Source organism: Mycolicibacterium palauense, from assembly GCF_002592005.1.
Classification (GTDB): domain Bacteria; phylum Actinomycetota; class Actinomycetes; order Mycobacteriales; family Mycobacteriaceae; genus Mycobacterium; species Mycobacterium palauense.
In genome coordinates this window covers 1-26,599 of record NZ_NVQF01000078.1, presented here as the reverse complement: position 1 = coordinate 26,599, position 26,599 = coordinate 1, and the positions used below count along the sequence as shown (strand labels likewise).

Here is a 26,599-nt window from a genome sequence, read left to right as displayed (position 1 = left end):
TGTCTAGCCGTCGGCTCCTGTCGGCAGCGTCAGATGGGTAGAAGATACAGTTGCCCGCCGCTCCGGTGATGCCCCCGGTCGCGGCCGGTGGTGGCGCGGCCAGCGGTACCGCGGGAACGGCCGCGACCGGGGGCATCACCGGAGCGGCGGGAACGACCGGCACGGCTGGTGCCGGCACCGCGTCGGGTACCGGTGCGGCCGCGGGCAGGGCCTCGGCGGCCACGGCGGGCAGGGAATCCGCCGCGGCCACAGCGGCTCCCGCAGCGTCCAGGGCGGGGCTGGGCACCGCGGCCGCGGCGTCCGGCAGGGCGGCGCCCAGGGCCGAGGCCGCTCCCTGCAGTGCCTCCGGGATGGCCGACGGCGACGTCGCCAGGCTCTGCACGATCTCCTGGCACGGCACACCGGGACTCGGCTCCCCGGGGTCGGCGGCCGCCGGGGCGATCATCGGCAACGCCGGTGCGCCCAGCGCCGCGGCCAGTGCCCCGGTCGCGATGACGGCCAGTGCCAGGCGGTGTTCTGCGCGCGGCAACGCGATCCCCGATCCGTTGTGAACGTCGACGTCTGTTCTCGACGTCTGATCTCGATGTGTGATCTTGATCCCGCCACGAAACCTAACGGCTCACGGGGGCCGCACAGTGAGCCGTTACCGAACCGTATTGCCGCGGAGCCGGTCCGGTGACCTACCCGCGGGCCACAGGTCCCGCCGGGTCAGGTCTTGTCGGCGTTGCTGCGGGGGAATCCGCCGCCCTGCGGGAACAACGGGAAGACCACGTCATCGAGTTTGCCGGCATCCCCGACCGTCTTGTTCACCGTTGCCCCCCAGACGTTTCCGTCCGGCGATAGTTGCAGCGCCCAGGCGTGGCCGTGCTGGTCCTCGCGGACCACCTCAGGATCGCCGGTGACCGCGCCGGTGTCGGGAGCCAGCCGCACCGCCACCGTCTTCTCGGTGTTCACCAGGTTGACCAGCACCGTGCCGTCCAACGCCGCGCATCCGGCGACGCCCGGCTTGTCCGGCCACGTCCACACCGTCGAGACCTTCGAGTCCTTGGTGATCCGCTGCAGCCGGTCGGCGGTGGGGGTGCGGTCGGTGACGTACAGCGAGCCGTCCGAGGAGTCGATGCACATGCCGCCGCCGGCGCCCATCCCCGACAGCGCCGTGGTGATGGGTGCCTGGTTGACGGTGGTGGGTTGCTCGATGCGCAGCACCTTCCCGGCCAGCGAGGCGGGGTCGGCCGCGAGCGCGGGGTTGCCCGCATCGCCGGTCTGGACCAGCAGGGTGGTCGGGCTGGTGAAGATCAGCGACCCGGTGTTGCCGGTCGCTCCCTTGGGGATGCCGGTGAGGATGTCCTTGGGGACGTCGTCGTCGGCGATCCGGACCACCCGATTGTCCGTCGGCGTGCTGATGAGCGCGTACAACAGCCGGTCCTGGGAGTACGTCGGCGACCGGATGATGTCCAGCAGCCCGCCGTCCCCGGAGGGGTCCACCGGGATGACCGCCTTGACCTTGGGCTCGGCGTTGATCGAGACCTCCTTGATGGCGCCGGTGGTGCGTTCGGCGACCAGGGCGGTCTTGCTGTCGGAGCCCATGATCAGGCCGCTGGTGCTGGCCAGGCAGCCCTGCATCACCCCGGGCGCCGGGCATTCCTTGGGGAACGGCTGGGCCGGCAGGGGTGGCGGCGGAGGCGGCGTGGACGTCGGAGGCGGGCCCAGTTTGGGCTCGGTGGTGAAGGGTTGGGAGACGGCATCATCGAAGCGCGCGCACCCGCTCAGGGCGACCGAGAACGACAGTGTGATCGCCAGCCCCGCACTCAGGGCGGCCATCGCACCCCGGCCAGGACGGTGGTTCACCATGGCAGCCAGGTTACGGATTCGCCGGCCGTGCGCGCCATACAGCCGGGTCCGGGGACACTATTGGCGGGCGAACGCGCCGCTCAGATCCCAGAATCCTGGGGTTTTGCACTTACCCTGGCACCCGTGACGAGTCCATCGCATGACCCACTCTGGCAGCGGCCGGACGGTGCTTCGTCCGCGGGCGGGGCTCCTCGGCCCGGCTCGGCAAGCCTCGTCGACCCCGAAGACGACCTGCCCTCGGCGACCTACGCCGGCGATTTCGAGACCACCACGATTCCGCACTACAGCTCCGGGATGCCCGGCTCGTCCGGGACGGCCGACCACGGGCTTGGGCTGCTCTCGGAGCCCGAGCCGTTGCCCTACGTGCAACCCCAGCACCGGTTCGACGCGCCCGTCGGCCCCGCCGAGATCGAGCCCGAGGACTACGACGCGGCGCGGGCTGCGGGCCGCCGCGGCACCCAGGACCTCGGCCTGCTGCTCCTGCGGGTGGGCTTCGGCGTGCTGCTGATCGCGCACGGCCTGCAGAAGGTGCTGGGCTGGTGGGGCGGCCTCGGCCTGGGCGGATTCCAGGATTCGCTGACGGAGCTGGGCTACCAGCACGCCGACGTCCTGACCTATGTCGCCGCCGGCGCGCAGATCGGCGCGGGTGTGCTGCTGGTGCTCGGGTTGTTCTCCCCGCTGGCGGGGGCGGTGGCGCTGGCTTACCTGATCAACGCCCTGCTGGCCGGTGTGGCCGGGCAGCAGGACCCGGGCCGCCTGATGTTCTTCCTGCCCGACGGTCACGAATTCGAGCTGACCCTGATCGTGGTCGCGATGGCGATCATCCTGGTGGGCCCGGGCCGCTACGCGTTCGACGGCGGCCGGGGGTGGGCACGCAGGCCGTTCATCGGGTCGTTCCTGGCGCTGCTGCTCGGAATCGGCGGCGGCGTCGCGGTGTGGGTGCTGCTCAACGGGGCCAATCCGCTGGGCTGAGCGGGTGCCCGACGGGTGTCAGGGCACGGCCGCCGTCCGTCACCCCTCGTAGGGGTTGGGCACCCGGCCGCCGCTGGCCTCGGTCAGCAGCGGCAACGTGGCAAACGTCACCGCCGGCAGTAGCACGTCGCGGCCGTCCTTGAGCCGGGCCCGCGCCCACGAGGTCTTCTCGAACCGCAGCCCGTCGACCTCGTCCCAGCGCACGGTGGTGCTCGACAGCATGGTGCGCGCGGTGACGGTGTCCCGGTCGGCGACGGTGCGAAGCCGCACGACGGCCACCGACAGGATGACCGGGATGACCAGCAGCGGGGTGGTCCACGCGGCGGCCGCCGCCAGCGTCAGCAGGCCCAGCGCGAAGAACCCGACGGCGAAGTGGGCCATGGGGGAAATCCTGAGGACGACCGGCGTGGCCGCGGGCGACGAAGGGGAGGACACCCGACCATCTTGGCAGCCGGGGCCCGACGCCCGGTGGTCCGGAGGGGCAATTTGACTGCTGACCAGTGCGGAGGCTACCGTCGGAAGCTATGCGGATCCGCTGCAGTTCGATTCTCGTAGTACTTCGCCGGCGCGTTGGTGCGTGACCTGGCCTAGCACTCATTGCCAGCAGCCCCGACGCGCAACCCTCGTACAGCCGCCAACGCTGACGGGGGTTTTTTGTTGCCCAACCGAACCGACCACGATCATCAAGAGGACACCGTGAGCGCACCCACCACGCGGCCACCGGAAGCGGTGGCGGCCCCCAAACCGGCGAACGGTAAGCCGACGCCCAACGCCGTGAAAAGAGTTGCACCGCAGCGTCTCACCGGCGCGCAGTCGGTCATCCGCTCGCTGGAGGAACTCGACGTCGACACCATCTTCGGTATCCCCGGCGGTGCGGTGCTCCCGGTCTACGACCCGCTGTTCGATTCGCAGAAGCTGCGCCACGTGCTGGTCCGCCACGAGCAGGGCGCCGGCCACGCCGCCAGCGGCTATGCCCACGCGACCGGCAAGGTCGGGGTGTGCATGGCGACCTCGGGCCCGGGAGCGACCAACCTGGTGACACCGCTGGCCGACGCACAGATGGACTCCATCCCCGTGGTGGCCATCACCGGCCAGGTCGGGCGCGCCCTGATCGGCACCGACGCCTTCCAGGAGGCGGACATCTCCGGCATCACCATGCCGATCACCAAGCACAACTTCCTGGTGCGCAACGGCGACGACATCCCCCGGGTCATCGCCGAGGCCTTCCACATCGCCAAGAGCGGCCGACCCGGCGCGGTGCTCGTCGACATCCCCAAGGACGTGCTGCAGGGCGAGTGCACGTTCAGCTGGCCGCCCGAGATCGACCTGCCGGGCTACAAGCCGAACACCAAGCCGCACAGCCGCCAGATCCGTGAGGCCGCCAAGCTGATCGCGGCGGCGCGCAAGCCGGTGCTCTACGTCGGCGGCGGGGTGATCCGCGGGGAGGCCACCGAGGAACTGCTGGACCTGGCCGAACTGACCGGCATCCCGGTCGTGACCACCCTGATGGCCCGGGGAGCGTTCCCCGACAGTCACCCCCAGCATCTGGGGATGCCGGGCATGCACGGCACGGTGGCCGCGGTCGCCGCGCTGCAGCGCAGCGACCTGCTGGTGGCGCTGGGAACCCGCTTCGACGATCGGGTGACCGGCCGGCTCGACTCCTTCGCCCCCGAGGCCAAGGTCGTCCACGCCGACATCGACCCCGCCGAGATCGGCAAGAACCGTCATGCCGACGTGCCGATCGTCGGCGACGTCAAGGCCGTGATCACCGAGCTGATCGAGGCGCTGCGCCGCGACGGCGTGCCGGGCAACCTGAAGCTGGACAACTGGTGGGAATACCTGTCCACGGTGCGCTCGACCTACCCGATCAGCTACGCCCCGCAGAGCGACGGCAGCCTGAGCCCCGAGTACGTGATCGAAAAGCTGGGCGAGCTGGCCGGCCCCGACGCCGTCTACGTCGCCGGGGTGGGGCAGCACCAGATGTGGGCCGCGCAGTTCATCTCCTACGAGAAGCCGCGCACCTGGCTGAACTCCGGGGGGCTGGGCACCATGGGCTTCGCCGTGCCCGCCGCGATGGGGGCCAAGATGGCCCGTCCCGAGGCCGAGGTGTGGGCCATCGACGGCGACGGCTGCTTCCAGATGACCAACCAGGAACTGGCCACCTGCGCCATCGAGGGCGCACCCATCAAGGTGGCGCTGATCAACAACGGGAACCTGGGCATGGTCCGGCAGTGGCAGACCCTGTTCTACGAGGAGCGCTACAGCCAGACCGATCTGGCCACCCATTCCCAGCGCATCCCCGACTTCGTCAAGCTGGCCGAGGCGCTGGGCTGTGTCGGGCTGCGCTGCGAACGCGCCGAGGACGTCGAGGCGGTCATCAAGCAGGCCCGCGAGATCAACGACCGCCCGGTGGTGATCGACTTCATCGTCGGCGCCGACGCCCAGGTGTGGCCGATGGTCGCCGCGGGCACCAGCAACGACGAGATCATGGCCGCCCGCGACATCCGGCCGCTGTTCGACAACGAGGATCAGGTGTAAGCCATGGCCACGACAACCCACACCCTGTCCGTTCTCGTCGAGGACAAACCCGGTGTGCTCGCCCGCGTGGCGGCACTGTTCTCCCGGCGGGGCTTCAACATCGAGTCCCTGGCGGTCGGATCCACCGAACAGAAGAACATGTCCCGGATGACCATCGTCGTCTCGGTCGAGGACTTCCCGTTGGAGCAGATCACCAAGCAGCTCAACAAGCTGATCAACGTGATCAAGATCGTCGAGCAGGACGAGGACAATTCGGTGTCGCGGGAGCTCGCCCTGATCAAGGTGCGCGCCGATGCCGGGTCGCGCAGTCAGGTCATCGAGGCGGTGAACCTGTTCCGCGCCAAGGTCGTCGACGTCTCCCCCGAATCGCTGACCATCGAGGCCACCGGTACCCAGGAGAAGATCGAGGCCCTGCTGAGGGTCCTCGAGCCGTTCGGCATCCGGGAGATCGTGCAGTCCGGTGTCGTGTCACTGGCACGCGGCCCGCGCGGCATCGGCACCGTCAAATAGCACCTTCCCCAACACATTCAGCGGCAACCGAGAAGAGATAGGAAACACCAAGTGGCAGTTGAGATGTTCTACGACGACGACGCGGACCTGTCGATCATCCAGGGACGCAAGGTCGGCGTGATCGGCTACGGCAGCCAGGGGCACGCGCATTCGCTGTCCCTGCGCGATTCCGGGGTCGAGGTCAAGGTCGGCCTGCGCGAGGGGTCGAAGTCCCGCGAGAAGGTCGAGGAACAGGGCCTCGGCGTCGACACCCCGGAGAAGGTCGCCGAGTGGGCCGACGTCATCATGCTGCTGGCGCCCGACACCGCCCAGGCCGAGATCTTCCGCAACGAGATCGAACCCCACCTCAAGGACGGCGACGCGCTGTTCTTCGGCCACGGCCTCAACATCCACTTCGGGCTGATCAAGGCGCCGGCCAACGTGACCGTCGGCATGGTGGCCCCGAAGGGCCCCGGGCACCTGGTGCGGCGCCAGTTCGTCGACGGCAAGGGTGTGCCCTGCCTGATCGCGATCGACCAGGACCCCAAGGGTGAGGGCGAGGCGCTGGCGCTGTCCTACGCCAAGGCCATCGGGGGCGCCCGTGCCGGCGTCATCAAGACCACCTTCAAGGAGGAGACCGAGACCGACCTGTTCGGTGAGCAGGCCGTGCTCTGCGGGGGCACCGAGGAACTGGTCAAGACCGGTTTCGAGGTGATGGTCGAGGCCGGCTACGCCCCGGAGATGGCCTACTTCGAGGTGCTGCACGAGCTCAAGCTCATCGTCGACCTGATGTACGAGGGCGGCATCGCGCGGATGAACTACTCGGTGTCCGACACCGCGGAGTTCGGCGGCTACCTCTCGGGTCCGCGGGTGATCGACGCCGGCACCAAGGAGCGGATGCGCGAGATCCTCAAGGACATCCAGGACGGTTCGTTCGTCAAGCGCCTGGTCGCCAACGTCGAGGGCGGCAACAAGGAGCTGGAGGCGCTGCGCAAGAAGAACGCCGAGCACCCGATCGAGGTCACCGGCAAGAAGCTGCGCGACCTGATGAGCTGGGTGGACCGGCCCATCACCGAGACGGCCTGACACGCGATTTCGGTGCACCCAGTCCCGCTAGACGGGACCGGGTGCACCGAAATCACCGTCGGGGGGCCAGCGAGGGCACGGTCACGATGCCGAATTCGCGTTTGAGTGCCGTGCGGGCGGCGTAGTAGCCGGACATGCCGTGCACCCCGCCGCCCGGGGGTGTGGCCGAGGAGCACAGGTAGGCACCCGGCACCGGGATCGTCCAGGGATCGAGCCGCGGCGCCGGCCCGGTGAGCGCGCCGAACAGGGTGTTGCCGCCGACCCCGATGTCACCGCCGACGAGATTGGCGTTGTGGCCGTCCAGCCGTGCGGCCGGCACGCAGCGGGCGGAGACGACGATGTCGCGAAAACCCGGAGCGAACCGCTCGAAGAGGCCGGTGACGGTGTCGGTCAGGTCGGCCGGGCAGCCGTGGGGCACGTGCGCATACGTCCACAGCGGACGCCGCCCCGCCGCGTCCACACGGCCCGGGTCGGCCAGGTGCGGCACCGCCGCCAGCACCATCGGCCACTCGGCCAGCCGCCCGGCGGCGACCTCCTTCTCGGCCAGCGCCATCCGGGTGCGGGTCCCACCGAGGTGCAGGGTGGGCGCCCGGGTCAGCCGGTCGTCGCGCCAGGGAATCTCGCCCGACAACACGAAATCGATCTTGGTCACTCCGGGCCCGTAGCGGTAACGCCGTAGCCTGCGGGCGTACCGGTGGGGCAGGTCCGTGCCGTAGATGTCCAGCAGCGCCGTCGGCGCGGTGTCGTAGAGCACCACCCCGCCCGGTGGCGCGGTCACCTTCTCGCCCAGTGCCAGCTGCCCGCCGTGATCGAGCAGATCGGCGATCAGGGCGTCGCTGATGGCCCGGGAACCGCCCACCGGGATCGGCCAGCCCACCGCGTGACCCAGGGTTGCCAGCATCAGGCCCGCACCGCCGGAGACCAGCGAGGGCATCGGCGAGATCGCGTGTGCGGCAACACCGCTGAACAGTGCCCGGGCGTCCACCCCGCGCAGCAGCCCCCAGGCCGGGGTGCCCTGCTCCAGCAGACGCAGGCCGCCGCGGACGGCGGTCGGCAGGTCGCCCGGGATCGAGCGTTTGTCGCCGAGGAACAGGCCCAGGGCGCCGTCGAGGTGCTTGGACAGCGGCCCCAGCAGGCGCCGCCACGACGCGCCGTGGTCGAGCTCGGCGCAGGTGCGCTCCAGGTCGCGGTAGCCGACGGCGGCCGGCCGGCCGGGCAGCGGGTTGGCGTAGGAGATGTCGGGCACCGCGAGCTGCACGCCCCGGGCCGGCATGTCGAACTCGGCGAACGCCGGTGAGGCCAGTGCCAGGGGATGCACGGCCGAGCAGATGTCGTGCCGGACGTCGGGGAACTCCTCGTCCGGCACCGTCCTGGCGCCGCCGCCGGCGACCGACTCCGCTTCGAGCACGCGGACCGACAGCCCGGCCCGGGCGCACAGCACCGCGGCGGTCAGCCCGTTGGGGCCGCTCCCGACGACGGTGACATCCACGGGGACATCCACGGGGACACCCACGGGGACATCGACGGGGACATCCACGGGGCCATCCTCCCACCCCGGCACCGGGTGCAACCGGTGCCCCTACCGGTGCGTGACGGCCCGCCGGAGCAGCCCATTAGGCTGTCCGCGTGAGTTCTCCCGTTGTACTGATCGCCGACAAGCTGGCCGAATCAACCGTGGAAGCCCTGGGAGACCAGGTGGAGATCCGGTGGGTCGACGGACCGGACCGGCAGAAGCTGCTGGCCGCGGTGCCCGACGCCGACGCGCTGCTGGTGCGCTCGGCCACCACCGTCGACGCCGAGGTCCTCGCGGCGGCCCCGAAGCTCAAGATCGTCGCCCGCGCCGGAGTGGGGCTGGACAACGTCGACGTCGACGCCGCCACCTCCCGCGGTGTGCTGGTGGTCAACGCGCCCACGTCGAACATCCACAGCGCCGCCGAGCACGCCATCGCCCTGATGCTCTCGGCGGCCCGGCAGATCCCGGCCGCCGACCTCACCCTGCGCGAGCACACCTGGAAGCGGTCCTCGTTCTCGGGCACCGAGCTGTTCGGCAAGACCGTCGGCGTGGTGGGCCTGGGCCGGATCGGGCAGCTGGTGGCGGCCCGGTTGGCCGCCTTCGGAACCCACATCGTGGCCTACGACCCGTATGTGCCCTCGGCGCGCGCCGCCCAGCTGGGCATCGAGCTGCTCTCGCTGGACGAGTTGCTCGCCCGCGCCGAGTTCATCTCGGTGCACCTGCCCAAGACACCCGAGACCGCGGGGCTGATCGGCAAGGAGGCCCTGGCCAGGACCAAGCCGGGGGTCATCATCGTCAACGCCGCCCGCGGCGGCCTGATCGACGAGGCCGCCCTGGCCGACGCCGTGAGCAGCGGCCATGTCCGGGCGGCCGGTCTCGACGTGTTCGCCACCGAGCCGTGCACCGACAGCCCGCTGTTCGAGCTGCCGCAGGTGGTGGTGACCCCGCACCTGGGCGCCTCGACCGCCGAGGCGCAGGACCGTGCCGGCACCGATGTCGCCGCGAGCGTGAAACTCGCGCTGGCCGGGGAGTTCGTTCCCGACGCGGTGAACGTCGCCGGGGGAGCCGTCGGCGAGGAGGTCGCACCCTGGCTGGAGATCGTCCGCAAGCTGGGCGTGCTGATCGGGGCGCTGTCGACGGAGCCGCCGGTGTCCTTGACCGTCGGGGTCTACGGCGAGCTCGCCGCCGAAGACGTTGAGATTCTGCGGCTCTCGGCGTTGCGCGGGCTGTTCTCGGCCGTCGTCGACGAGCAGGTCACCTTCGTCAATGCGCCCGCGCTGGCCGCCGAGCGCGGCGTGGCCGCCGAGCTGACCAAGGCCACCGAGAGTCCCAACCACCGCAGCGTCGTCGACGTCCGTGCCGTCTACGCCGACGGGTCGTCGGCCAACGTGGCCGGCACGCTGTCGGGGCCGCAGCTGGTGCAGAAGATCGTCCAGATCAACGGGCGCAACTTCGATCTGCGCGCCGAGGGCGTGAACCTGATCATCCACTACAGCGATCAGCCCGGGGCGCTCGGCAAGATCGGCACCCTGCTCGGCGGGGCCGACGTCAACATCCTGGCCGCGCAGATGAGCCAGGACACCGACGGCCGGGGCGCCACCGTGATGCTGCGGCTGGACTGTGACGTTCCCGCCGACGTGCGCGCCGCGATCGGCGCCGCGGTCGGCGCGGTGACGCTGGAAGTGGTGGATCTCTCATGAGACTGGCCATCATCGGCGGTGACGGCATCGGGCCCGAGGTCATCGAGCAGGCCGTCGGCGTGCTCGACGCGGTGCTGCCCGGCGTGGACAAGACCGAGTACGACCTGGGGGCGCGCCGCTACCACGCGACCGGGGAGATCCTGCCCGATGACGCGATCGAGGACCTGCGCGGCCACGACGCGATCCTGCTCGGCGCGATCGGAGATCCGTCGGTGCCCAGCGGTGTCCTCGAGCGCGGTCTGCTGCTGCGGCTGCGTTTCGCCCTCGACCACCACGTCAACCTGCGGCCGGCCCGGCTGTATCCGGGCGTGACCGGCCCGCTGGCGGGCAACCCGCCGATCGACTTCGTGGTGGTCCGGGAGGGCACCGAGGGGCCCTACACCGGCAACGGCGGCGCGCTGCGGGTGGGCACCGCCCATGAGGTCGCCACCGAGGTGAGCGTCAACACCGCCTTCGGCGTGGAGCGGGTGGTGCGCGACGCCTTCACCCGGGCGCGCGGGCGCCGCAAGCATCTGACCCTGGTCCACAAGACCAATGTGCTGGCGTTCGCCGGCAGCCTGTGGTCGCGGACGGTGGCCGCGGTGGGCGCGGAGTTCCCCGACGTCGAGGTGGCCTACCAGCACATCGACGCGGCGACGATCCACATGGTCACCGATCCCGGACGTTTCGACGTGATCGTCACCGACAACCTGTTCGGCGATATCATCACCGATCTGGCCGCCGCGGTGTGCGGCGGCATCGGGCTGGCCGCCAGCGGCAACATCGATGCCACCCGGGCCAATCCGTCGATGTTCGAACCGGTGCACGGCAGCGCCCCCGACATCGCCGGGAAGGGCATCGCCGACCCCACGGCGGCGATCATGAGCGTCGCGCTGCTGCTGGCGCACGTGGGGGAGGCCGACGCCGCGGCCCGGGTGGACAAGGCCGTCGCCGAGCACCTCGCCACCCGCGGCGAGGAGAAGCTGTCCACCGCCGAGGTCGGCGCGCGGGTGCTCGGGCTCCTGTAGTCCGGACCCCGGTTACCGGACGGGGACCAGCTAGCCCGGGCGGCCCTCGGGTGCGTGGCCGGGCTCGTCGGCCCGCCGCGGGGCGCCGTGGCGCAGGGGATCGGCGGCCACCGGCACCAGCGGGAGGGCCAGCACCGGAAAGACCGCACACGCGGCGAAGGCCACCGGATACCCCACCGCGGCGATCAGGGCGCCGAAGGCCGGCGGCACGACTCCGGCCGTGAACAGCTGAGCGGTGTTCTGTGCGCCGAGGGCCCGGCCGCTCCAGAACGGGCCGGCGATCTCGGCGATGGCCGTGAAGGCCAGTCCGTTGTCGCTGACGGTGATGGCCGACGCCACCAGCATGACCGCGACGGCCAGGGGGGAGCCGAGCTGGTCGGTGACGGCCAGCAGTGCCATGGCCGCCGCGGCGCCGACGGCGATGGCGCGGATCGGGTGCAGCCGGGACCCGGCGATGTCCGACCAGCGTCCGGCGGCGACCCGCCCGGCCGCGCCGAGCAGCTGGGCGGCGGTCACCAGGGCACCCGCCGAGCCGGCCGCCCAACCGCGCTCGGTCATCAGCCACACCAGCGTGAAGGTCCACACCACGCACTGCGGGACGACGAGCAGGACCGAGACCGCGTGTATCCGCCACAGGACGCTCGACCCGCGATAGGGATTGGCCAGCTGGTCGGGATGTGCGTCGGTGCGTGGGGGCCGGGGCGGGTCCAGCACGCCCAGGGCGCTGATCACCGCCGCGACCACACACACCGCCGCCGGGAACAGCAGTGCGACCGACACCCCGCTGGACTGCGCGAGCTGCGGAATCACCAGGGCTCCGAGCCCGACTCCGAGGGGTGTCGCCGTCTGGCGGATGCCCATCACCAGGCCGCGCTGGCGGGGCGGGAACCATCCGACCACCAGCCGGCCACTGGCGGCGTTGCTGCCGGCCGCGGCCATCCCGCCCAGGAACAGCCAGACCGCCACGGCGACCAGGGAATCGCTGGCCGCGGCACCGAAGGCGGCCCCGGCCGTCAGCGCGGACCCCACGGTCAGCGTGAACCGCTCGCCGAGGCGATCCACCACATAGCCCCAGGCGATCAGCGTGACGACCATCCCGAAGCTGGGCATCGCCGAGATCAGCCCGGCGCCCGACAGCGGCAGGCCGCGCTCGGTGTGCAGGGTGGGGATCAGGAACGCGACGCCGTAGATGAACACGTTGGCGAACAACGTCGCGGAAAGGCCGATGACCAGCATCGACCAGCGCCGGACGGTCCCGATCGAGGTGCTGGACATGGCGCCATGGTGTCACAGTCGTCTCACTATCCTGAACAGCTATCCTAAAATATGAGACGCCATCCCCTGGCGTCGAGGCGCAGACACCCTCATTAGGCTGGACGCCATGCGCCTGGGTCGAATCGCAAGTCCCGACGGGGTCGCCTTCGTCAGCATCGAAGGTGAGCCCGACCAGCTCGTCGCCCGCGAGATCGCCGAACATCCGTTCGGCACACCGAACTTCACCGGCCGCTCCTGGCCGCTGGCCGACGTGCGGCTGCTCGCCCCGATCCTTGCCAGCAAGGTGGTGTGCATGGGCAAGAACTACGCCGCCCACGCCGAGGAGATGGGCGGCACCGCGCCCGAGGACCCGGTCATCTTCCTCAAGCCGAACACGGCGATCATCGGGCCGAACGCGCCGATCCAGCTGCCCGCCGACGCCAACCCCGTTCACCACGAGGGTGAGCTCGCGGTGGTGATCGGACGTCCGTGCAAGGACGTGCCGGCCGCCAAGGCGGCCGAGAACATCCTCGGATACACGATCGCCAACGACGTGTCGGCGCGCGATCAGCAGAAGAAGGACGGGCAGTGGATGCGGGCCAAGGGCCACGACACCTTCTGTCCGGTGGGGCCATGGATCGTCACCGATCTCGACCCGTCGGACCTCGACCTGCGTACCGAGGTCAACGGGCAAGTGCGCCAACACAGCCGGACCTCGCTGATGCTGCACGACGTGGGTGTGATCGTCGAGTGGGTCTCGGCGGTGATGACACTGCTGCCCGGTGACCTGATCCTGACCGGCACGCCGGAGGGTGTCGGGCCGATCGAGGGCGGCGACACCGTCAGCATCACCATCGAGGGCATCGGCACCCTGAGCAATCCCGTTCTCCGTAAAGGACAGTGATGAGTATCACCGATTCGCCCCGCCCGGACGGTTCGGCGGTCCGGGTGCGGTTCTGCCCGTCGCCGACCGGCACGCCGCACGTCGGGCTGATCCGGACCGCCCTGTTCAACTGGGCCTATGCCCGGCACACCGGCGGCGCCTTCGTCTTCCGGATCGAAGACACCGACTCCGAGCGCGACAGCGAGGAGAGCTACCTCGCGCTGCTGGACGCGCTGGGCTGGCTGGGGCTGAACTGGGACGAGGGCCCCGAGGTCGGTGGCCCCTACGGTCCCTACCGGCAGTCACAGCGCCGGCAGGTCTACCGCGACGTGATCGACCGGCTGGTGGCCGCCGGCGACGCCTACGAGGCATTCTCGACGCCGGAGGAGGTCGAGGCGCGCCACCTCGCCGCCGGACGCAATCCCAAACTGGGCTATGACAACTTCGACCGCGATCTGACCGACGCGCAGCGTGCCGAGTTCCGCGCGGCCGGACGCCGGCCGGTCGTGCGGCTGCGCATGCCCGACACCGACATCGGCTGGGACGACCTGGTCCGCGGCGAGACGGTGTTCCCGGCGGGATCGGTCCCGGACTTCGCTCTCACCCGCGGCAACGGTGAGCCGCTGTACACCCTGGTCAACCCCGTCGACGATGCACTGATGAACATCACCCACGTCCTGCGGGGTGAGGACCTGCTGTCGTCCACGCCACGTCAGCTTGCGCTGTACCAGGCGCTGATCCGCCTGGGCGTGGCCCGGGAGGTTCCCCGCTTCGCCCACCTGCCTTCGGTGCTGGGCGACGGGAACAAGAAGCTGTCCAAGCGCGACCCGCAGTCCAACCTGTTCCTGCACCGCGACCGCGGTTTCATCCCGGAGGGGCTGCTGAACTACCTTGCGCTGCTGGGCTGGTCGATCGCCGACGACCACGACGTTTTCAGCCTGCAGGAGATGGTGGCGGCCTTCGACGTCGTCGACGTCAACTCCAATCCGGCGCGCTTCGACCAGAAGAAGGCCGACGCGATCAACGCCGAGCACATCAGGATGCTCGGCGAGGACGACTTCACCGCCCGGCTGCGTGACTACTTCACCGCCCACGGTCACGACACCGGCCTGGACGATGCCGGTTTCGCCGAGGCGGCACGCCTGGTGCAGACCCGCATCGTCGTGCTCGGCGACGCCTGGGGGCTGCTGCGCTTCCTGGACGACGGTGAGTACGCGATCGAGGAGAAGGCGGCGGCCAAGGAGCTCAAGGCCGACGCCGGCCCGGTGCTCGAGGCCGCGATCGGCGCGCTGGAGGGGCTGGGCGACTGGACGACGGAGAGCATCGAGGAGGCCCTCAAGGCCGCCCTCATCGAGGGGCTGGAACTCAAACCCCGCAAGGCCTTCGGGCCCATCCGTGTCGCGGCCACCGGCTCCACGGTCAGCCCGCCGCTGTTCGAGTCGCTGCAGCTGCTGGGCCGTGAACGCAGCCTGGCGCGGCTGCGGACCGCCCGTCGGCGAACGGGCGGGGCCGAGGGCGCCGGCTGACGGGGCCGGGGCCGCCGGAGGTGGGGGTGGACGAAGCACCCCGAAATCTTTGGTAGTCTCTTCGACGGCCCGCAACCGGCCGGAACCAGAGCCGACAGATCCCGCCCAGCGCGGTAAAATCGGCTCTGACCAGCGGTGATGGGCTGCCAATGGGGTATGGTGTAATTGGCAACACAGCTGATTCTGGTTCAGCCATTCTAGGTTCGAGTCCTGGTACCCCAGCGAAGACCGTCGGTAGGCGGGCGGAGATCCGGCGAATTATGCCGGGGATTCACTCTGAGCTATGCTGACTGTCTGTCCCGGCCCCGTCGTCTAGCGGCCTAGGACGCCGCCCTCTCACGGCGGTAGCGTGGGTTCGAATCCCATCGGGGCTACAAAAGCCAAGCGGGCTCCCAACAACCGGGGGCCCGCTTGGCGTTTCGGGGGTCTGGGCGTTTCGGGGCTCTGCGCCGGGGGTCAGGAACCGGCCGTCGCCGGCTCCTTCGCCACGTGGGATCGCATCACCAGCAGGTGCAGCGCCGCACCGAGCGCGGCGCCGAACACCCAGGCGAAGCCGGACAGCGACCCCATCGCCGGCACCCACACCGCGGCGATGGCGAAGATCGCCGCGATCGAGAACGCCACCAGGGCCCGGGTGTTCCAGCCCCTGTTGAAGTAGTAGGTGCCGTGGGGGTCGGCCGAATACAGATCCTGGATGTGCAGGCGCTGCCGGCGAACCAGGAAGTAGTCGGCGACCATGATCCCGTACAGCGGTGCGAGCACGGCCCCGAGCGTGTCGACGAACTTGGGCAGGCCGGCGTTGCCGATCACCGACACCCACAGCGCGCCGATGAGGAACCCGAGCGCCGCGGTGATGAACCCGGCGATGCGGAAGTTCAGCTTCGAGGGCCGCAGATTGACGATGTCATACACCGGTGGAACGAAATTGGCCACCAGGTTGATGCCGACGGTGGCGATGAAGAAGGTGACGGCGGCCAGGATGGACAGCCAGACGTTGCCGACCTGTCCGACGATGTCGGCGGGATTGGTCAGCGGTTCGCCCTGGCCGTCCTGGAAGACGATGTAGGCGCCGGCGGTGATGAACAGCGACAAGAACGTGAAGAAGGCCAGGCTGACCGGCAGGCCGAGCAGGTTGCCCCGCTTCATCTCCTTGTCGCTGCGGGTGAACCGTGCGAAGTCGCCGAAGTTGATGATCACCGCGGCGAAGTAGGCGATCATCGTGCCGACCACTCCCACGAAGGCGGCGACGGCCGCGGTGCCTTCCTTCTCCCCGGCGAACAGGTCACCCACCGAGCGCAGCAGCCCGGAGCCCGCCTCCCACCAGATGGCGATGAGCAGCAGCACCATGACGGCGTAGACCGCCGGTCCGGCGAAGTTGAGGAACTTCACGATGCCGTCCAGTCCCCGGATGAACAGCCAGATCTGGAAGGCGGCCACCGCCGTGTAGGACACCCAGTCGACCCAGGTCATCCCGAGGAACGTCGCGGTCGGGGTCACGCCGATCACCGCGTTGATCGCCAGCGCGACGGCGGTGGACGCGAAATAGGTCTGGGCGCCGTACCAGAAGATGGCGACGATGCCGCGGACCGTCGCGGGGAACATCGCCCCGCGCACACCCATGGACGCCCGTGCGATCACCGGGTAGGGCACACCGTATTTCACGCTCGGCCGCCCGGAGAGGTTGACGAACACCATCACCAGGGCGCCGGAGAGGATGATCGCGGCGAGCACGAACCAGCCGTTGATCCCCGCGGTGATGAACAGGCTCGCGGCCAGGGTGTATCCGGCGAGGCTCTGGACGTCGTTGGTCCAGACGTTGAAGATCTCGAACCAGCCCCACTTGCGCTGCGAGGGCGGCACCGGGGCCAGTTCCTCGTTGTGCAGCGTGTCGTCGATGGATTCGATGACGAAATGGCTGTCGGCTTGCGGATCGACGTAGATCGCCGCGGGGGAGGCGGCGGCAACGGCGGCGTCCGGGGGCGGGGGAGCCTGCGACTCGTCAGACATGGGCGCCAACCCTAGGTCCGGGGCGTTTCGTCGGCGTTGACGCCGATTTTCGGTTTCGTTTCGCGGCGTGCCGAACCCCGCGGGGCCGCCGGGCGAGCTCGGTAGAGTCCCAGACCGTGGGTGGGCACACCGGTTCGCGTGGGTAGCGCGTCATGGACACGGTGAACTCACCGGCGGCGCCGGGGCGGATCACCGCGGCCCTGATGCTGATGGTGCCACTCAACCAGATCCCGATGGACATCTACACCCCGGCGTTGCCGCAGATGCGGGCCGACCTCGGCGCGTCCACCACGGCCCTGCAGACCACGGTGACGGTGTTCATGGCCGGTATGGCGGTGGCCGCGGACAGTTTCGCGGGCGCCCGGCTGCGGTCGGTCAACGCGTGGATGGCCGCGGCCTGGTCGGCGGCGCCGGTGCTGGCCCCGGCCGTCGGCGGCGTGATCGTCGAGTATCTCTCGTGGCGATATGTCTTCGTGCTCATCGCCGCGTGCAGCGTGGTGGTCGGCCTCGCGGTGTGGCGGGTGTTGCCCGAAACCCTGCCCGCCCAGCGGCGCACCCCGTTCCGGGGCCGCGAGGCGGCCCGGGTGTTGCGGGACACCGCACGCAATCCGCTGTTCCTGGCGCTGGTGGCGGTCTTCGGTCTGTTGGCCGGTCCGCAACTGTCCTTCGGAGTGGCCGCGCCCTTCCTGTTCCAGACCGGGATGGGGTTCTCCCCGTCGGCCTACGGCTTGATCGCGCTCGCCCTGGGCCTGGCGGTGCTGGCCGGCAGCCTGTCGACCGGCGTGCTGGCCACCCGCGTCACGCTGCGCCGGCTGGTGTTCGCCGACTGGGTGCTGTACATGGTGGGTGCGGTCGCGCTGCTGGGATCGGCGGTGGTGGCCGGGGTCCAACCGGTGCCGATCACCGTCGCGGCGTGCCTCGCGGTGGCCGGTTGCGGGGCCCTGGTGCCCCAGGCGCAGGCCTGCGCCCTCGGCCTGTTCACCCGCAATCTGGGGTTGGTGGGCGGGCTGTTCGGCACGCTGACCTATCTGATCGTGGCGGCTACCATGGCCGTCGTCGGCGTGCTGCCCGAACGCGACCAGGTACCGATCGGTTCGGTGTTCGTGGTGGCCGGCGTCGCGGTCTTCGTCCTCCTCGGCTGGTCGACCGCGCGGATGCCCACCGCGCGCGCGGACTGACCGGCTTCAGCCGCCGCGCGCGGACTGACCGGCCTCAGCCGGCGGGGGCCGGCGGGGCCGTGGACCCCGCCAGGGGCATGGCGGGCATGCCCAGCTTGCGGTGATCCCATGACCGGGTGCGCGCGGTCACCAGGCGCACCGCCACCCGCTTGTTCATCATCATGTCCACCGCCGGCTTCATCTCCTCGCTGTACGGGCCGGTGTAGCGCTCCCAGACGCTCACGCCCACCGTGAAGATGGTGTCGGGGTCGTCCACGATCTCCACGGAGCCCTCGAACGACACTCCCCGCAGGGTGTCGTAGGTGTCCCCGTCCTCGATCATGAAGGTGAAACGGGGGTCGCGCTTGAGGTTCACCGCCTTCTGCGACTTGGCCTTGGTCTCCAGCCAGATCTCGCCGTCGACGACGCCGTACCACATGGCAACCAGATGCGGCTGCCCGTCGGGCCCGATGGTGGCCAGGGTGCCGGTCCGGCTCCTGGCGACGAAATCGGTGATCTCGGCGCCGGTCATCACGATCTGCGAGCGTTGGTTAGTTCCCATAAGCATCAGTCTCGCAGGTGTTCCTCCGCCGGTGGCCGCGGTCGGCGAATAGGCGCGGGCCTCCCGGCAGATCCGTTGGGTTCCGCCGTCCGGCTCTGCGTTCGACTCAGCGTCCGATTCAGCGTCCGATTCAGCGTCCGATTCAAAGGCGCCGGGTCAACGCCTCCGATGCGGCCAGCAGATCGGCCGCCCACCGGGACCCGGGCCGGCGCCCCATCCGGTCGATCGGACCCGAGACCGAGATCGCCGCGATGACCGCCCCTTTGGCATCGCGAACCGGGGCGGAGACGCTGGCCACCCCAGGCTCGCGCTCGGCGGCGCTCTGCGCCCAGCCGCGCCGGCGCACCTCCGCGAGCGTCCGGTCGCTGAACTTCGCCGACGACAGCACCGCCTGCTGGGTGGCCGGATCGGCGAAGGCCACCAAGACCTTGGCCCCCGAACCCGCCGTCATGGGCAGGCGCGTGCCGACCGGCACGGTATCGCGGAGCCCCGCAGGGGGTTCCAACGCGGCGATGCAGATGCGCGAGGTGCCCTCGCGGCGGTACAGCTGGACGCTCTCCCCGGTGATCTCGCGAAGCCTGGGCAGCACCGCGGCACCCGCGGCGATGAGCGGATCGTTGACATGGGAGGCGAGTTCGGACAGTGCGGGCCCGAGCCGCCACCGTCCCTCGGGGTCGCGGGAGAGCAGCCGATGTACCTCCAGTCCGGCCGCCAGCCGGTGCGCCGTCGCGCGGGGTAGTCCGGTGCGGTCGCACAGCTCGGCCAGACCGCAGGGGGAGTCGGCGATCGCGTGCAGCACACCCACCGCTTTGTCGAGAACGCCGATGCCGCTATCCTGTCTCACAGAGAGATACTAACGTCTCGTATGCTGAGATAGCCAGCCCGTTGGTCCAGCACCGGGGCGAATCCGCAGGACACGACAATCCGAATCGAGAAGTGATGGCCAATCCGAGCAAGCCCAGAACGATGGCCGAGAAGGTCTGGGCCGAACACGTCGTCGCCTCCGGCGAAGGCGAGCCCGATCTGATCTACATCGACCTGCACCTGGTGCACGAGGTGACCAGTCCGCAGGCGTTCGACGGCCTGCGGCTGGCCGGCCGGCCGGTGCGCCGACCGGATCTGACCATCGCCACCGAGGACCACAACGTCCCGACCGTCGACATCGACAAGCCGATCGCCGATCCGGTGTCGCGGACCCAGGTCGAGACGTTGCGGCGCAACTGTGCCGAGTTCGGCATCCGGCTGTACCCGATGGGTGACGTCGAGCAGGGCATCGTGCACATCATCGGCCCCCAGCTGGGCCTGACCCAGCCGGGAATGACGGTGGTGTGCGGTGACAGTCACACGTCGACCCACGGGGCGTTCGGCGCGCTGGCGATGGGAATCGGCACTTCGGAGGTCGAACACGTGCTGGCGACCCAGACGTTGCCGCTTCGGCCGTTCAAGACCATGGCGGTCAACGTCGACGGCCAACTGCCCGCCGGTGTCACCGCCAAGGACATCATCCTCGCCGTCATCGCCAAGATCGGGACCGGTGGCGGTCAGGGGCACGTCATCGAGTACCGCGGCAGTGCGATCGAGGCACTGTCGATGGAGGGCCGGATGACGGTCTGCAACATGAGCATCGAAGCCGGTGCTCGTGCCGGGATGGTGGCCCCCGACGAAACCACCTACGAGTTCCTGCGCGGCAAGCCGCACGCGCCCACCGGCGCCGACTGGGACCGCGCGGTGCAGGCCTGGGACCAGCTGCGCACCGACGAGGGCGCCGAATTCGACACGGAGGTCTACATCGACGCCTCCACCCTGAGCCCGTTCGTGACCTGGGGGACCAATCCTGGCCAGGGGGTTCCCCTGTCGGCCGCGGTGCCCGACCCGGAATTGATGACAGACGACGGGGAGCGCCAGGGGGCCGAGAAGGCGTTGTCGTATATGGATCTTCGCCCGGGTATTCCGATGCGCGAGATCGCGGTCGATGCGGTCTTCGTCGGATCCTGCACCAACGGCCGGATCGAGGACCTGCGGGCGGTGGCCGACGTCCTGCGGGGCCGCCGCGTCGCCGAGGGGGTGCGGATGCTGGTCGTTCCGGGGTCCATGCGGGTGCGCGCGCAGGCCGAATCCGAAGGGCTGAGCGAGATATTCCTGGCGGCCGGTGCCGAGTGGCGCCAGGCGGGCTGCTCGATGTGCCTGGGCATGAACCCCGACCAGCTGTCCCCGGGTGAACGCTGCGCCTCCACTTCCAACCGCAATTTCGAGGGCCGACAGGGCAAGGGAGGCCGGACCCACCTGGTTTCGCCCGTGGTCGCGGCGGCCACCGCCGTGCGGGGAACCCTGTCGTCGCCCGCCGATCTGCCCGCGCTCTGACCCGTACACGATCTGAATTCATCCGAGGAGTAGCCGAGATGGAAGCCTTCCAAACCCACACCGGCATCGCGGTTCCGCTGCGCCGGTCCAATGTCGACACCGACCAGATCATCCCGGCGGTCTATCTGAAGCGGGTAACCCGAACGGGTTTCGAGGACGGCCTGTTCGCCGCCTGGCGCAACGACCCCGGATTCGTGCTGAATCTGAGCCCGTTCGACAAGGGCTCGGTCCTGGTCGCCGGCCCCGACTTCGGTACCGGGTCCTCCCGTGAGCACGCCGTCTGGGCATTGATGGACTACGGCTTCCGGGTCGTCATTTCGTCCCGGTTCGCCGATATCTTCCGCGGCAATGCGGGCAAGGCCGGCCTGCTGGCGGCTCAGGTCACCCAGGACGATCTGGAATTGCTCTGGAAACTCATCGAGCAGCAGCCCGGACTGGAAATCACTGTGAATCTTCAAGATCGGAATATCGTCGCCGGAACGGTGGTGGTGCCGTTCACTATTGATGACTACACGGCCTGGCGACTGCTCGAGGGCCTCGACGATATAGGCCTTACGCTGCGGAAACTCGATTCGATCGAGGCTTTCGAGGCGCGCCGGCCGGCCTGGAAACCGCACACGATTCCGGCGCCCTGATCCCCCGGGGCGGCGGTCGAAGGACCGAATTCGGGGCCGTCTCAGGGGCTCTGAAACCCCTCCGAACAAGCGGTCGAACCGCCCAAGCGCGGCAATCGGATTGGAAAAAGGCCGCTTGCACCCGCTGAAATTGCGCGTGGCTCTTGGAAATCAGCCTTGACAGGGTTTACCGTGTCCACTAGTCGGTCCAGACAGGACCACTGGTATCGGAGGTTTTTGCATGAACAAAGCAGAGCTCATCGACGTACTTACGGAGAAAATGGGCTCGGATCGCCGGCAGGCCACTGCGGCCGTCGAACACGTCGTCGACACGATCGTCCGTGCGGTGCACCGCGGCGACAGCGTGACGATCACCGGATTCGGTGTCTTCGAGCAGCGCAAGCGCGCGGCCCGGGTGGCCCGTAACCCGCGTACCGGCGAGACGGTCAAGGTGAAGCCGACGTTGGTTCCTGCGTTCCGGCCCGGGGCCCAGTTCAAAGCCGTTGTGTCCGGCGCACAGAAGCTCCCGGCGGACGGCCCGGCCGTCAAGCGTGGCGTAGCGGCCGCTCCGGCCAAGAGGGCCACCAAGCGGACCGCCACCAAGGCCGCCGCCAAGAAGACGGCCGCCAAGAAGGCTCCGGCCAAGAAGGCGGCCACCAAGGCTCCGGCGAAGAAGGCCGCGACCAAGGCTCCGGCCAAGAAGGCCGCGACCAAGGCTCCGGCCAAGAAGGCCGCGACCAAGGCTCCGGCCAAGAAGGCCGCGACCAAGGCTCCGGCCAAGAAGGCCGCGACCAAGGCTCCGGCCAAGAAGGCGGCCGTCAAGAAGGCAGTCACCAAGGCTCCGGCGAAGAAGGCCGCGACCAAGGCTCCGGCCAAGAAGGCCGCGACCAAGGCCCCGGCCAAGAAGGCGCCCGCCAAGAAGGGGCGCCGGTAGATCACCCAGCGAAACGCCGCGGGATCCTCGGTCCCGCGGCGTTTCTGCGTGGGTGCGTCAGGCCCTGGTCGGCAGTGGGCTGCCGATGTGGTCGGCGGCGACGAGTAGATCGTCGTGCAGCGTCATCACCCACGTGCTGCCCTTCCGATTCCTGGACCTGTCGGCATCCACGCCGTCGCGGGTGCACCACCAGTCGACCAGGTTCGGAATGACCTTGCCCTGCGAGCAGATCACCCGGGTACCGGGCTCGGCGGCGATGTCGACCATGCGTTGGCGCGCGGCCTCCGGATCCTCGGCGTACGCCTCCTCGGTCAGTGCCGGCTCCATCCGGATGTCGGCTCCGAGTTCCTCGGCCAGGGGTTCGAGTGTCTGGCGGCAGCGCAACCGGTCGGCCGCATGCAGGTCCGTCGCCCCGAAGGCCAACAGCACGCCCACGAGCGCCTCCGCCTGAGCCCGGCCACGTTTGTCCAGCGGGCGCAGCCGGTCGTCACCCTTGTAGCGGCTCTTGCTGCCGGCGGTGCCGTGCCGGACGATCAGCAGGCTGCGGGTGTCGGCGGGTTGCTCGGTGAACCGGCGCACAACCTTTCGGTCGTGGGGATAGCTGAGCACCCTGATCGCCTCGAGGGGGGACAGCCACAGCAGCTTGTCCACCTCCTTGTTGGGCACGAACTCGCCGGGGGTGGACTCGTCGGCCCGGGCCGACCAGTAGACGACGCGCTTGCGGCCCTGCGGGATCGGATAGCTCACCGTGGCCAGCCAGCGTCCCAGCCGCGAGCGGAATCCGGTCTCCTCGTGGATCTCGCGGACCGCGGTGACCGGCTCGCTCTCGCCGGGATTCACCTTGCCCTTGGGCAGTGACCAGTCGTCGTAGCGGGGACGATGGATCACCGCCACCTCGACGTCGCCGGGCCGTCGCCACAGCACCGCACCTGCCGCCAGCACCGGCTCGGCACCGGAATCGGCTTCACCGGGTGTCTGTTTTGGCAACGTCTACTCCTGCAGTTCGATTCGAAGGGGTCGCGGGAACGAGGCGGCGCACGATGGTAGTCCGGGCGTTCCCGCGGCCACCATCGCGGCTCGCCGTCGCGGTCACCATCACGGATGCCGATGCAGCTCCATCATCGAGACCTGGTGGTCACGTACCGTCTCGCCCTCCTTGGGCGAGGCGGCCCACTGGCCGTCGGGCTGCAGCTCCCAGCACCGGGTCGCCGGGTCCAGCGCCGACTCGAAGACTCCGTCGAGTTGTGCGGTCAGCCGGGGATCCTTGACCTGGGCGAGTACCTCCACCCGCCGGTCGAGATTGCGGTGCATCATGTCGGCGCTGCCGATCCAGAACTCGTCGATGGCGCGGAAGTGGAATATCCGCGAGTGCTCGAGGAACCGGCCCAGGATCGACCGCACCGCGATGTTCTCGGAATACCCCTGTGCCCCGGGCCGCAGGGCACAGATGCCGCGCACCACCACCTCCACGCGGACACCGGCCTGAGAGGCCCGGTAGAGCGCATCGATGACCTGCTCGTCGACCAACGCGTTGGCCTTCAGCCGGATCCGGGCGTCGGCGCCGCCGCGGGCGGCGGCCACCTCGCGGTCGATCCGTTCGATGATGCCCTTGCGCACGCTGTGCGGCGCCACCAGCAGGTTGCGGTAGGTGACCTTGCGGGAGTAACCGGTCAGCGAGTTGAACAGATCCGTCAGGTCGGCGCCGAGGTCGGGGGCGGCCGTCAGGATCCCGACGTCCTCGTAGAGGCGCGCGGTCTTGGGGTTGTAGTTGCCGGTGCCGATGTGGCAGTAGCGGCGGATCGCCGAACCTTCGCGCCGCACGACAAGACATGTCTTGCAGTGGGTTTTGAGCCCGACCAGCCCGTACACGACGTGCACCCCGGCCTGTTCCAGCTGGCGGGCCCACTTGATGTTGGCCTGTTCGTCGAACCGGGCCTTGATCTCCACCAGAGCCACCACCTGCTTGCCGGCCTCGGCCGCGTCGATGAGGGCGTTGATGATCGGGGAGTCGCCGGAAGTCCGGTACAACGTCTGCTTGATCGCCAGCACGTTGGGATCCGCGGCGGCCTGCTCGATGAAGCGCTGCACGGTGGTGGAGAACGAATCGTAGGGGTGGTGCACCAGCACGTCGCCGTCGCGCAGGGTGGCGAAGATGCTCTTCGGTGTCTCGCGTTCGCCGAACGCCGCCGGTGTCGCGGGCACGAACGCCGGGTCCTTCAACGCCGGGCGGTCGACCCCGTAGATCTGCCACAACGACGACAGATCCAGCAGGCCGGGCAACTGGATCACGTCGCCGGGGTCGACGTCGAGTTCGCGCAGGAGCAGCTCGAGCATGTTCTCGGTCATGTCGTCGGCGACCTCGAGGCGGACGGGGGAACCGAACCGCCGCCGGGCCAGCTCGCGCTCCAGCGCCTTGAGCAGATCCTCGTCGCGGTCCTCTTCCACCTCGAAGTCGGCGTTGCGCGTGATCCGGAAGGCATGGTGTTCCACGATCTCCAGACCGGGGAACAGCACCGGCAGGAACGCCGCGATGAGTTCCTCCATCGGCAGGAACCGGACGATCGGGGCGGCCTCCTCATCGTCGGTCTGCATCTCCTCGCTGACGCCGAGTTGCACGAACCGGTCGACATTGTCGGGGACCTTGATGCGGGCGAAATGCTGGGTGCCGTCCTCCGGCTGACGCACCGTGATCGCGAGGTTCAGACTCAGGCCGCTGACGAACGGGAACGGGTGGGCCGGGTCGACCGCCAGCGGGGTGAGCACGGGGAAGACCTGCTCATGGAAATAGGTCGAGAGCCGTTTGCGCTCGGCCTGCCCGAGGTCGGCCCAGGTGACGACGTGAATGCCCTCCTCGGCCAGCGCGGGCCGCACGGAATCGAGGAAAACGTGGGCGTGGCGGCTGGCGATCTGCTGCGTGCGCTCACCGATGCGGCGCAGCTGCTCACGGGGGGACAGCCCGTCGGCCGAGCGCACGGAGAGCCCCATCTCGTCGCGGCGCTTGAGGCCGGCGACCCGGACCATGTAGAACTCGTCGAGGTTGGAGGCGAAGATCGCCAGGAACTTGGCGCGCTCCAGCAGGGGCAGCGACGTGTCGGCCGCCAGCGCGAGGACCCGGGAGTTGAAGTCCAGCCAGCTCAACTCCCGATTGAGGTACCGCTTCTCGGGTAACTCGCTGGCGGCGGTGACCGCCGTCGCCGCGGGAGGTGCCACGGGCGCCGAGTCGGCCGGGGGCCAGCCGCCCGTGTCGTCCCCGGCGTCGCGGACTGCGGCCTGGCCGGTGTCGGTCCCGGTGTCGGTCTCGGTGTCGGTCACGATTGCGATCATCCCTCATCCTGCGGTGGCTCGCTAGCATCTCCCGGCGGCCCGGTCGGCGGTCCGGCGGGTCATCGCGCCGACCCCCAGCGAACGCGCACTGATCAGGTCCTCGGGGGTGTCGATATCGCACCGAAGCCCCGGCCAGGCCGCGGTCAGTTCGATGGCACCCGAATCCCTGTGCCGGGCAGCGGAATCGGGCCCGAACCGTGGATTCAGGGGCACCCCGAATCCGAACAGCGCCACCGTGCCGGTGCCGTGCCGGTCCGCCACGAAGCTGCGCGGGTAGCGGCGTGCGGTGGCGATGGCCTCGGTCAGTTCGTGGGGCTGCATGGCGGGCAGGTCGCCTTGGAGTACAACGATGTTGGGGATGCCCTGAGCCGCCCGAGCCGCCTGATCCGTCCGGGCCGCCCGAGTGGTGGTGACGCCGCCCGCCGGGACGGTGGCCGCCGCCACGTCGATGGCGTTGTTCAGCGGATCCGGGTGCCCGTCGGGGGTGGGGTCGTGCACGGCCTCGGCGCCCAGTTCGGTGACCGCGGCGGCCGCCGCCTCGTCGGGGGTCACGACGGTGATCGACGCCAGCGCCCGCACCCGGCGCGCGGCGGCGATGGTGTCGACGAGCATCGCCAGCACGAGTTGCTCGCGGTATTCGGCCGAGAAGGCCGATGCCAGCCGGGTCTTGGCGCTGGCCAGCCGCTTGACGGCGATGATCAGGCCGACATCCGGACCGCCCGGCGAGGTGGCGCTCATGTCGGCCATCCTGCCAGGGTCGCTACGCTTGCACCTGTCTCTTTCTCACACCCATCTCTCCCTCCCATTCGCCTCTTGTAGAA

Annotated in this window: 22 protein-coding genes, 2 tRNA genes and 1 pseudogene; 14 read left to right on the top strand and 11 right to left on the bottom strand. The window is 69.6% G+C overall.

Annotated features, from left to right (window positions below; all coding sequences use genetic code 11):
- Together CSR00_RS23680 and CSR00_RS23675 are read right to left on the bottom strand one after the other, a co-directional pair.
- Positions 1-529: pseudogene (locus CSR00_RS23680) on the bottom strand (hypothetical protein); the annotation flags it as partial.
- Between the two features lie 179 nt (positions 530-708).
- Positions 709-1,851 carry a PQQ-dependent sugar dehydrogenase gene (locus tag CSR00_RS23675; RefSeq protein ID WP_407662512.1) on the bottom strand — a complete coding sequence of 381 codons (1,143 nt, stop codon included), beginning with the start codon at positions 1,849-1,851 and terminating at the stop codon, positions 709-711.
- Positions 1,852-1,974: 123 nt separating this feature from the next.
- On the opposite strand from CSR00_RS23675, the gene CSR00_RS23670 reads away from it, so the two are divergent.
- The gene (locus tag CSR00_RS23670) at positions 1,975-2,823 is read left to right on the top strand and encodes a DoxX family protein (protein ID WP_099024863.1); all 849 of its coding nucleotides are present in this window, start codon (positions 1,975-1,977) and stop codon (positions 2,821-2,823) included.
- A 39-nt stretch (positions 2,824-2,862) separates the two neighbouring features.
- On the opposite strand, the gene CSR00_RS23665 is transcribed toward CSR00_RS23670, so the two are convergent.
- Positions 2,863-3,204 carry a PH domain-containing protein gene (locus CSR00_RS23665; RefSeq protein ID WP_099024862.1) on the bottom strand — a complete coding sequence of 114 codons (342 nt, stop codon included), beginning with the start codon at positions 3,202-3,204 and terminating at the stop codon, positions 2,863-2,865.
- Positions 3,205-3,519: 315 nt separating this feature from the next.
- On the opposite strand from CSR00_RS23665, the gene CSR00_RS23660 reads away from it, so the two are divergent.
- The 3 genes from CSR00_RS23660 (at position 3,520) to ilvC (ending at position 6,936) form a co-directional block, all read left to right on the top strand.
- A complete protein-coding gene (locus CSR00_RS23660) occupies positions 3,520-5,361 on the top strand; it encodes an acetolactate synthase large subunit (RefSeq protein ID WP_099024861.1) in 1,842 nt (613 codons plus the stop codon).
- Positions 5,362-5,364: 3 nt separating this feature from the next.
- A complete protein-coding gene (gene ilvN / locus CSR00_RS23655; RefSeq protein ID WP_099024860.1) occupies positions 5,365-5,871 on the top strand; it encodes an acetolactate synthase small subunit in 507 nt (168 codons plus the stop codon).
- Between the two features lie 63 nt (positions 5,872-5,934).
- Positions 5,935-6,936: a ketol-acid reductoisomerase gene (gene ilvC / locus CSR00_RS23650; RefSeq protein WP_176562224.1), complete on the top strand. Its 1,002-nt coding sequence runs from the start codon at positions 5,935-5,937 to the stop codon at positions 6,934-6,936.
- 52 nt (positions 6,937-6,988) lie between these two features.
- Here the strand turns inward: ilvC and CSR00_RS23645 are convergent, their stop codons facing one another.
- On the bottom strand, positions 6,989-8,425 hold the full coding sequence (locus tag CSR00_RS23645; RefSeq protein WP_099024858.1) for a phytoene desaturase family protein: 1,437 nt from the start codon (positions 8,423-8,425) through the stop codon (positions 6,989-6,991).
- Positions 8,426-8,562: 137 nt separating this feature from the next.
- Between CSR00_RS23645 and serA the strand changes: the two genes are divergently transcribed.
- Positions 8,563-10,149 carry a phosphoglycerate dehydrogenase gene (serA, locus tag CSR00_RS23640; protein ID WP_099024857.1) on the top strand — a complete coding sequence of 529 codons (1,587 nt, stop codon included), beginning with the start codon at positions 8,563-8,565 and terminating at the stop codon, positions 10,147-10,149.
- Positions 10,146-11,156, top strand: a complete 1,011-nt coding sequence (locus CSR00_RS23635; RefSeq protein WP_099024856.1) for a 3-isopropylmalate dehydrogenase — start codon at positions 10,146-10,148, stop codon at positions 11,154-11,156. The genes serA and CSR00_RS23635 overlap by 4 nt, the downstream gene beginning before the upstream one ends.
- A 30-nt stretch (positions 11,157-11,186) precedes the next feature.
- Here CSR00_RS23635 and CSR00_RS23630 read toward each other — a convergent pair whose 3' ends face one another.
- Positions 11,187-12,431, bottom strand: a complete 1,245-nt coding sequence (locus CSR00_RS23630) for an MFS transporter (RefSeq protein ID WP_099024855.1) — start codon at positions 12,429-12,431, stop codon at positions 11,187-11,189.
- 106 nt (positions 12,432-12,537) lie between these two features.
- Between CSR00_RS23630 and CSR00_RS23625 the strand changes: the two genes are divergently transcribed.
- The 4 genes from CSR00_RS23625 (at position 12,538) to CSR00_RS23610 (ending at position 15,193) form a co-directional block, all read left to right on the top strand.
- The gene (locus CSR00_RS23625) at positions 12,538-13,314 is read left to right on the top strand and encodes a fumarylacetoacetate hydrolase family protein (protein ID WP_099024854.1); all 777 of its coding nucleotides are present in this window, start codon (positions 12,538-12,540) and stop codon (positions 13,312-13,314) included.
- A complete protein-coding gene (gene gltX, locus CSR00_RS23620; RefSeq protein ID WP_099024853.1) occupies positions 13,314-14,819 on the top strand; it encodes a glutamate--tRNA ligase in 1,506 nt (501 codons plus the stop codon). The genes CSR00_RS23625 and gltX overlap by 1 nt, the downstream gene beginning before the upstream one ends.
- Positions 14,820-14,969: 150 nt before the next feature.
- Positions 14,970-15,041: transfer RNA gene (locus tag CSR00_RS23615), tRNA-Gln, on the top strand.
- A gap of 79 nt (positions 15,042-15,120) precedes the next feature.
- Positions 15,121-15,193, top strand: a tRNA-Glu gene (locus CSR00_RS23610).
- 82 nt (positions 15,194-15,275) lie between these two features.
- Here CSR00_RS23610 and CSR00_RS23605 read toward each other — a convergent pair.
- Positions 15,276-16,826: an NCS1 family nucleobase:cation symporter-1 gene (locus CSR00_RS23605; protein WP_099024852.1), complete on the bottom strand. Its 1,551-nt coding sequence runs from the start codon at positions 16,824-16,826 to the stop codon at positions 15,276-15,278.
- A gap of 152 nt (positions 16,827-16,978) precedes the next feature.
- Between CSR00_RS23605 and CSR00_RS23600 the strand changes: the two genes are divergently transcribed.
- Positions 16,979-18,004: an MFS transporter gene (locus CSR00_RS23600; protein ID WP_099024851.1), complete on the top strand. Its 1,026-nt coding sequence runs from the start codon at positions 16,979-16,981 to the stop codon at positions 18,002-18,004.
- A gap of 34 nt (positions 18,005-18,038) precedes the next feature.
- On the opposite strand, the gene CSR00_RS23595 is transcribed toward CSR00_RS23600, so the two are convergent.
- Positions 18,039-18,545, bottom strand: coding sequence for a PPOX class F420-dependent oxidoreductase (locus tag CSR00_RS23595; protein ID WP_099024850.1), 507 nt, complete (start codon positions 18,543-18,545; stop codon positions 18,039-18,041).
- Between the two features lie 142 nt (positions 18,546-18,687).
- Positions 18,688-19,389 (bottom strand): IclR family transcriptional regulator, encoded by a 702-nt coding sequence (locus tag CSR00_RS23590; RefSeq protein WP_099024849.1) that lies wholly within the window; start codon positions 19,387-19,389, stop codon positions 18,688-18,690.
- Between the two features lie 95 nt (positions 19,390-19,484).
- Here CSR00_RS23590 and leuC point away from each other — a divergent pair, with 95 nt between their 5' ends.
- From leuC to CSR00_RS23575, 3 genes are all read left to right on the top strand, one after another.
- Positions 19,485-20,906, top strand: a complete 1,422-nt coding sequence (gene leuC, locus CSR00_RS23585) for a 3-isopropylmalate dehydratase large subunit (RefSeq protein WP_099024848.1) — start codon at positions 19,485-19,487, stop codon at positions 20,904-20,906.
- A 38-nt stretch (positions 20,907-20,944) separates the two neighbouring features.
- Positions 20,945-21,541 carry a 3-isopropylmalate dehydratase small subunit gene (leuD, locus tag CSR00_RS23580; RefSeq protein ID WP_099024847.1) on the top strand — a complete coding sequence of 199 codons (597 nt, stop codon included), beginning with the start codon at positions 20,945-20,947 and terminating at the stop codon, positions 21,539-21,541.
- A gap of 220 nt (positions 21,542-21,761) precedes the next feature.
- On the top strand, positions 21,762-22,454 hold the full coding sequence (locus tag CSR00_RS23575) for an HU family DNA-binding protein (protein ID WP_099024846.1): 693 nt from the start codon (positions 21,762-21,764) through the stop codon (positions 22,452-22,454).
- A 57-nt stretch (positions 22,455-22,511) separates the two neighbouring features.
- Here CSR00_RS23575 and mutT1 read toward each other — a convergent pair whose 3' ends face one another.
- The 3 genes from mutT1 to CSR00_RS23560 all read right to left on the bottom strand — a co-directional run bounded on the left by mutT1 (position 22,512) and on the right by CSR00_RS23560 (position 26,516).
- Positions 22,512-23,441 carry an 8-oxo-(d)GTP phosphatase MutT1 gene (gene mutT1, locus CSR00_RS23570; protein WP_099024845.1) on the bottom strand — a complete coding sequence of 310 codons (930 nt, stop codon included), beginning with the start codon at positions 23,439-23,441 and terminating at the stop codon, positions 22,512-22,514.
- Between the two features lie 108 nt (positions 23,442-23,549).
- Complete coding sequence (locus tag CSR00_RS23565; protein ID WP_099024844.1) at positions 23,550-25,778, bottom strand: RNA degradosome polyphosphate kinase; 2,229 nt, start codon at positions 25,776-25,778, stop codon at positions 23,550-23,552.
- A gap of 21 nt (positions 25,779-25,799) precedes the next feature.
- Positions 25,800-26,516 carry a CofC family guanylyltransferase gene (locus CSR00_RS23560; protein WP_218014534.1) on the bottom strand — a complete coding sequence of 239 codons (717 nt, stop codon included), beginning with the start codon at positions 26,514-26,516 and terminating at the stop codon, positions 25,800-25,802.
- Between the last annotated feature and the right edge of the window lie 83 nt (positions 26,517-26,599).

What these genes read in the sequence shown, in the direction of transcription:
- CSR00_RS23675 (WP_407662512.1), bottom strand. Translation starts at nt 1,851, where the DNA reads ATGGTGAACCACCGTCCTGGCCGGGGTGCGATGGCCGCCCTGAGTGCG.
- CSR00_RS23665 (WP_099024862.1), bottom strand. Translation starts at nt 3,204, where the DNA reads ATGGCCCACTTCGCCGTCGGGTTCTTCGCGCTGGGCCTGCTGACGCTG.
- ilvN (WP_099024860.1), top strand. Translation starts at nt 5,365, where the DNA reads ATGGCCACGACAACCCACACCCTGTCCGTTCTCGTCGAGGACAAACCC.
- ilvC (WP_176562224.1), top strand. Translation starts at nt 5,935, where the DNA reads ATGTTCTACGACGACGACGCGGACCTGTCGATCATCCAGGGACGCAAG.
- CSR00_RS23635 (WP_099024856.1), top strand. Translation starts at nt 10,146, where the DNA reads ATGAGACTGGCCATCATCGGCGGTGACGGCATCGGGCCCGAGGTCATC.
- CSR00_RS23630 (WP_099024855.1), bottom strand. Translation starts at nt 12,431, where the DNA reads ATGTCCAGCACCTCGATCGGGACCGTCCGGCGCTGGTCGATGCTGGTC.
- CSR00_RS23625 (WP_099024854.1), top strand. Translation starts at nt 12,538, where the DNA reads ATGCGCCTGGGTCGAATCGCAAGTCCCGACGGGGTCGCCTTCGTCAGC.
- gltX (WP_099024853.1), top strand. Translation starts at nt 13,314, where the DNA reads ATGAGTATCACCGATTCGCCCCGCCCGGACGGTTCGGCGGTCCGGGTG.
- CSR00_RS23605 (WP_099024852.1), bottom strand. Translation starts at nt 16,826, where the DNA reads ATGTCTGACGAGTCGCAGGCTCCCCCGCCCCCGGACGCCGCCGTTGCC.
- CSR00_RS23600 (WP_099024851.1), top strand. Translation starts at nt 16,979, where the DNA reads ATGGACACGGTGAACTCACCGGCGGCGCCGGGGCGGATCACCGCGGCC.
- CSR00_RS23595 (WP_099024850.1), bottom strand. Translation starts at nt 18,545, where the DNA reads ATGGGAACTAACCAACGCTCGCAGATCGTGATGACCGGCGCCGAGATC.
- leuC (WP_099024848.1), top strand. Translation starts at nt 19,485, where the DNA reads ATGGCCAATCCGAGCAAGCCCAGAACGATGGCCGAGAAGGTCTGGGCC.
- leuD (WP_099024847.1), top strand. Translation starts at nt 20,945, where the DNA reads ATGGAAGCCTTCCAAACCCACACCGGCATCGCGGTTCCGCTGCGCCGG.
- CSR00_RS23575 (WP_099024846.1), top strand. Translation starts at nt 21,762, where the DNA reads ATGAACAAAGCAGAGCTCATCGACGTACTTACGGAGAAAATGGGCTCG.
- CSR00_RS23565 (WP_099024844.1), bottom strand. Translation starts at nt 25,778, where the DNA reads ATGATCGCAATCGTGACCGACACCGAGACCGACACCGGGACCGACACC.
- CSR00_RS23560 (WP_218014534.1), bottom strand. Translation starts at nt 26,516, where the DNA reads ATGAGCGCCACCTCGCCGGGCGGTCCGGATGTCGGCCTGATCATCGCC.